Raw genomic sequence first — 5,190 nt, 5'->3', positions numbered from 1 at the left:
CCCTCCGGGCGTCTGCGGGCCGCAGCCGTACCGTGGCCGCTACGGGAGCGCGAGCATGCGCTCCAGCGCCAGCTTCGCGAAGCTCTCGGTCTCCTTGTCGACCTGGATCCGGTTGACGAGGTTGCCCTCGGCCAGGGACTCCAGGGTCCACACCAGGTGGGGGAGGTCGATGCGGTTCATCGTCGAGCAGAAGCAGACCGTCTTGTCGAGGAAGACGACCTCCTTGTCCTCCGCGGCGAATCGGTTCGCCAGGCGGCGGACCAGGTTCAGCTCGGTGCCGATGGCCCACTTGGAGCCGGCCGGGGCCGCCTCCAGCGCCTTGATGATGTACTCCGTCGAGCCGACGTAGTCCGCGGCCGCGACGACCTCGTGCTTGCACTCGGGGTGGACCAGGACGTTGACGCCCGGGATCCGCTCGCGCACGTCGTTGACCGAGTCGACCGAGAACCGGCCGTGGACCGAGCAGTGGCCGCGCCACAGGATCATCTTGGCGTCCCGCAGCTGCTCGGCGGTCAGGCCGCCGTTCGGCTTGTGCGGGTTGTACAGGACGCAGTCGTCCAGGGACATGCCCATGTCGCGGACGGCGGTGTTGCGGCCCAGGTGCTGGTCCGGGAGGAAGAGCACCTTCTCGCCCTGCTCGAACGCCCACTCCAGGGCCTTCTTCGCGTTGGACGAGGTGCAGATCGTGCCGCCGTGCTTGCCGGTGAAGGCCTTGATGTCGGCGGAGGAGTTCATGTACGAGACGGGCACCGTCGCACCGGCGACGCCGGCCTCGGTCAGCACGTCCCAGCACTCGGCGACCTGCTCGGCGGTGGCCATGTCGGCCATCGAGCAGCCGGCGGCCAGGTCCGGCAGGACCACCTTCTGGTCGTCCGAGGTCAGGATGTCCGCGGACTCGGCCATGAAGTGCACGCCGCAGAAGACGATGTACTCGGCCTCCGGCTTGGCGGCCGCGTCCTTGGCCAGCTTGAAGGAGTCGCCGGTGACGTCGGCGAACTCGATCACCTCGTCGCGCTGGTAGTGGTGGCCGAGGATGAAGACCTTGTCACCGAGCTTCTCCTTGGCCGCGCGGGCGCGCGCCACGAGGTCCGGGTCCGACGGCGAGGGCAGGTCGCCGGGGCATTCCACGCCGCGCTCGCTCTTGGGGTCGGATTCACGACCGAGCAGCAGCAGGGCAAGGGGCGTCGGCTGGACGTCCAAAGGCTGGGCGGTGGTCACTGCACGCACCCTTTCTGTTCTGCGACAAGGGACTTCTTGAGGTATCGCATCGAGTTCTCGTCTATTTGACGTTATCTATCATAACCTCTTCATGTCAGTTTGACGATGTCCATAGTGTCGATGTGACGCATCAGCCCGCCGATCCAACGGCTCCGCCCCCGCGCGGTGTGCGAGCATGAATATCTGAAACAAGCGTCGGGTCCCGGAATGAATCCGCGGTCCCGCTCGTTGCCACCGACGGCAAGAGTCCGACGTTTCCCCGCCTCCGGTGGGGAGCCGCCCACTTCGGGAGTGAATGCAGATGTCCGTACAGGACGACAAGACCACTGTGAGCGACGGCATCCTCCTGTCCGACGCCGCCGCCGAGAAGGTCAGGACCCTGCTGGAGCAGGAAGGCCGCGATGACCTGGCGCTCCGCGTCGCCGTCCAGCCCGGCGGCTGCTCCGGCCTGCGCTACCAGCTCTTCTTCGACGAGCGGTCCCTCGACGGCGACGTCGTCAAGGACTTCGACGGCGTGAAGGTCGTCACGGACCGGATGAGCTCCCCGTACCTCCACGGCGCCTCCATCGACTTCGTCGACACCATCGAGAAGCAGGGCTTCACGATCGACAACCCGAACGCCACCGGCTCTTGCGCCTGCGGCGACTCGTTCAGCTAAACCTGGACGACCCGTACGGCCTGCACGACGACGAGGGCCCGCTCCTCCGGTCTCATCCGACCGGAGGAGCGGGCCCTCTCGCACGCCCCGCGGCTACTGCCGGGGCAGCGGCTTGCCCGTGGTCGCGTCGATCACCTTCCGGTCGCCCAGCGGCTGCTGGAGGGTCGCCGTCACCGTCATCTCCTGCGCGAGCATGATGCAGGCCTGCCCCGGCTTGTTCGGCGTGTCCGTGATCTTCACCAGGACCGACTCAGGCTGCTCCCGCGCCTCCAGGGCGTAGGTGCTGCACACGCTGCCCCAGAAGTTCACGGTCAGCTTCCGGTCGGCCTGCGCGTACGAGAACCCGGGCACGGTGGGACCGTCCTGCCGGCCGGGAACGGGCGCGGAGGGCCCGCCGTCCTGGACGGAGGCCGGCTGCGCCACCGTGCGGCCCGGGGCCCCGCCCGTGCCCGCCACCTCGAAGAGCCAGGCCGGGACCAGCCCGCGGGCCCCGTCCACCGTCCCGGCCACCAGGCCGAGCGCGGCGCCCTTCACCGTCTCCGTGCGCGGCGGCTTCATCGGCCGCGGCTCCGGATTGCAGGGCGGTACGTCCGTCGGCCCCAGCGGGGTGTCCGGGTCCAGCGGCACCGAGGTCGCGCAGCCGCTCGGCCCGGGGTCCGTGCCCTGCGCGCCGCCCGACCTCGCGTTCAGCCGGGCCAGCGCCTCCACGGCCCCGACCACCGGCTGCTCGGCGGCCCGTACGGGCGCCTTCAGCTCACCGCTGCCCGCCACCACCGCGGAGTCCGCGCCCACGCTCACCTTCGTGGACCAGCCCTGCGTGGCCAGGCCGGCGACCACCGGGTCCGCCGTCACCACCCGCACCGAGCGCTGGGTGAGACGGGCGTCCAGCCGTGCCCCGCTCTGCCCGACGGCGGCCAGCACCGGGGCCGCGGCGGCCTTCGCGGCCTCTTCGGACACCGGCTTGTCGGTGCCCGGCCCGGCGTCCTGGGGGAGGGTCGCGGGGCCGCAGGTGTCCTTGCCCCGCACGCAGTCGTCCCCGGCGCCGTTGCCACTGCCGTCGCCCGGCACCTGGAAGCGGCTGAAGTTCCACGTCCCCGGGGCCTTGCGGGTCACCGTGAGCCGGGGCCCGGAGCCGTCGGCGCCCTCCCCGGCCAGCCACACGTCGCCGTTCTGCCGCGGCGCGCCCGCGATGCCGAGCGCCGCGGCGAGCCTGGCCACCTCCTCCGAGGTGACCTCCCCGGACGCGGCGAACGAGGGCGCGGCGGCCGGACCCTCCGGCAGCTTCACGTCCGCCCGGTAGACCACCCCGTCACCGTGCGGGTCGGGCTCCCCGGGCGCGATGCCCGGCCCTGAGGGCGTCCCCGCCCCGCGGGGCGCGGAGGCCGCGCTGTCGGCCGTACGGGTCGAGGCGTCGCCGTACGCGGTGGAGGCCCAGTAGGCGGTGCCGCCGCCGGCCAGCAGCACGGCAGCCGCGATCGACCCCACGGCCCAGGCCGGCCGCCGTCGAGTGCCGCGTGATGTCTCGGGTTCTTCGCTGGTCACCGCATCGCTCCTTCACCTGTCCCGGCGTACTTGATGCGGGTGTGACGGAACAGACGCGCAACCGGTTCCCCCGGGTCCGGGTCAGTCCCCGTAGGCCGCCGTCGAGGCGATCAGGCGCGCCGAGGCCGGCGGGACGCTGATCCCGTGGATCTGCGACGGGGCGACCCGGGCCGGCAGCGGAGCCGCCGGAACCGCCCAGTGCGGGGCCATTCGGGCACAGTCGCCCAGCAGGCGGGCGAAGCCGGGCCGCCGCGAGACTTCCGCGCCGCGCGACTGGGCGGTGTACTCGGTGTAGCCGAAGCCATCGGTGTAGGTCATGGACGCACCGTAGGCACCGCGCCTCATGTGAAGAAAGAGCTACTACGGGGTAGTTTCGGCCGTTCGGCGCGAGGCCTCCGACCGGGTAGTTTTGACTGTCCCCTTACTGTCCTCCGCAGGAGCGTCCACGCCGTGCGCATCGCAGTCACCGGCTCCATCGCCACCGACCACCTCATGACCTTCCCCGGCCGTTTCGCCGACCAGCTGGTCGCGGACCAGCTGCACACGGTCTCCCTCTCCTTCCTCGTCGACAACCTCGACGTGCGGCGGGGCGGTGTCGGCCCGAACATCTGCTTCGGCATGGGGCAGCTCGGCAGCCGCCCGATCCTCGTCGGAGCCGCCGGCTCCGACTTCGACGAGTACCGCGCCTGGCTGGACCGGCACGGCGTCGACACCGAGTCCGTCCGCATCTCCGAGGTGCTGCACACCGCGCGCTTCGTGTGCACCACGGACGCCGACCACAACCAGATCGGCTCCTTCTACACGGGCGCGATGAGCGAGGCCCGCCAGATCGAGCTGAAGGCCGTCGCCGACCGCGTGGGCGGGCTCGACCTCGTCCTGATCGGCGCGGACGACCCCGAGGCGATGCTGCGCCACACGGAGGAGTGCCGGACGCGGGGCATCCCCTTCGCGGCCGACTTCTCGCAGCAGATCGCCCGGATGGACGGCGAGAACATCCGCACCCTGATGGAGGGCGCGACGTACCTCTTCTCGAACGAGTACGAGAAGGGCCTCATCGAGTCGAAGTCGGGCTGGTCGGACGAGGAGATCCTGGCGAAGGTCGGGACCCGGGTCACGACGCTGGGCTCGAACGGCGTGCGGATCGAGCGGGTCGGCGAGGCCCCGATCGTGGTCGGCTGCCCCGAGGAGACCGCGAAGGTCGACCCGACGGGTGTCGGCGACGCGTTCCGCGCCGGGTTCCTGACGGGGCTGGGCTGGGGCGTGGGTCTGGAGCGGGCCGCGCAGGTGGGCTGCATGCTGGCGACGCTGGTCATTGAGACGCTGGGTACCCAGGAGTACACGCTGGCCCGTGCCCACTTCATGGAGCGGTTCACCAAGGCCTACGGCGAGGAAGCCGCCACCGAGGTCCGCACCCACCTCTCCTGACCGGGGCCGGGGGGTCTCGGGCGCGGCGCCGTTGCCGGGGCTCCGCCCCGGACCCCGTTCGCCTCAATCGCCGGCGGGGCTGGGGGGCGCCGTCGGGCGGGGCCGGAGCGGGTCTTGGGGCGGTGCCCCTCCGGAGTGTCTCCTCGGCTCGCGCACTAAGGCCCGCTGCGTGACGTAAGGGTGGTTGCGCGCTCGTCCTGCGGGGACCCTCCTCCGCGTCCCCACCCCAAGCCCCACTCCGCCCCCACCCGCGCCGAGATGAAATCGACTCCCCCGCACCCGGGCCGGGGCCTTGGCCTGTGGGGGGAGTGGGGGCGCGCAGGGGCGTCCCCGCAGGACGCGCGCGC

At 71.6% G+C, this 5,190-nt stretch carries 5 protein-coding genes; 2 read left to right on the top strand and 3 right to left on the bottom strand.

All coding sequences use genetic code 11. The features are described 5' to 3' along the window. Positions 1 to 39: 39 nt before the first annotated feature. Entirely contained in the window at positions 40 to 1,227 is a 1,188-nt protein-coding gene (gene nadA / locus ACFTXQ_RS36375) for a quinolinate synthase NadA (RefSeq protein ID WP_382649898.1), read from the bottom strand. Between the two features lie 292 nt (positions 1,228 to 1,519). Between nadA and erpA the strand changes: the two genes are divergently transcribed. Further along, positions 1,520 to 1,876 (top strand): iron-sulfur cluster insertion protein ErpA, encoded by a 357-nt coding sequence (gene erpA, locus ACFTXQ_RS36370; RefSeq protein WP_030010511.1) that lies wholly within the window; start codon positions 1,520 to 1,522, stop codon positions 1,874 to 1,876. A 93-nt stretch (positions 1,877 to 1,969) separates the two neighbouring features. Here erpA and ACFTXQ_RS36365 read toward each other — a convergent pair whose 3' ends face one another. Both ACFTXQ_RS36365 and ACFTXQ_RS36360 read right to left on the bottom strand, forming a co-directional pair. Then, positions 1,970 to 3,418: a hypothetical protein gene (locus ACFTXQ_RS36365; protein ID WP_382649895.1), complete on the bottom strand. Its 1,449-nt coding sequence runs from the start codon at positions 3,416 to 3,418 to the stop codon at positions 1,970 to 1,972. An 81-nt stretch (positions 3,419 to 3,499) separates the two neighbouring features. Further along, complete coding sequence (locus ACFTXQ_RS36360) at positions 3,500 to 3,736, bottom strand: hypothetical protein (protein WP_382649892.1); 237 nt, start codon at positions 3,734 to 3,736, stop codon at positions 3,500 to 3,502. Between the two features lie 132 nt (positions 3,737 to 3,868). Between ACFTXQ_RS36360 and ACFTXQ_RS36355 the strand changes: the two genes are divergently transcribed. Then, the gene (locus ACFTXQ_RS36355) at positions 3,869 to 4,843 is read left to right on the top strand and encodes a carbohydrate kinase family protein (protein ID WP_382649889.1); all 975 of its coding nucleotides are present in this window, start codon (positions 3,869 to 3,871) and stop codon (positions 4,841 to 4,843) included. Positions 4,844 to 5,190: the final 347 nt, after the last annotated feature.

This window comes from Streptomyces sp. NPDC057010 (genome assembly GCF_042673805.1).
Taxonomy (GTDB): domain Bacteria; phylum Actinomycetota; class Actinomycetes; order Streptomycetales; family Streptomycetaceae; genus Streptomyces.
This window is presented reverse-complemented; position numbering and strand designations above follow the sequence as displayed.

Bases quoted from the DNA above. Each gene is read 5' to 3' on its own strand.
- erpA (WP_030010511.1), top strand. From the start codon at position 1,520: ATGTCCGTACAGGACGACAAGACCACTGTGAGCGACGGCATCCTCCTG.
- ACFTXQ_RS36360 (WP_382649892.1), bottom strand. From the start codon at position 3,736: ATGACCTACACCGATGGCTTCGGCTACACCGAGTACACCGCCCAGTCG.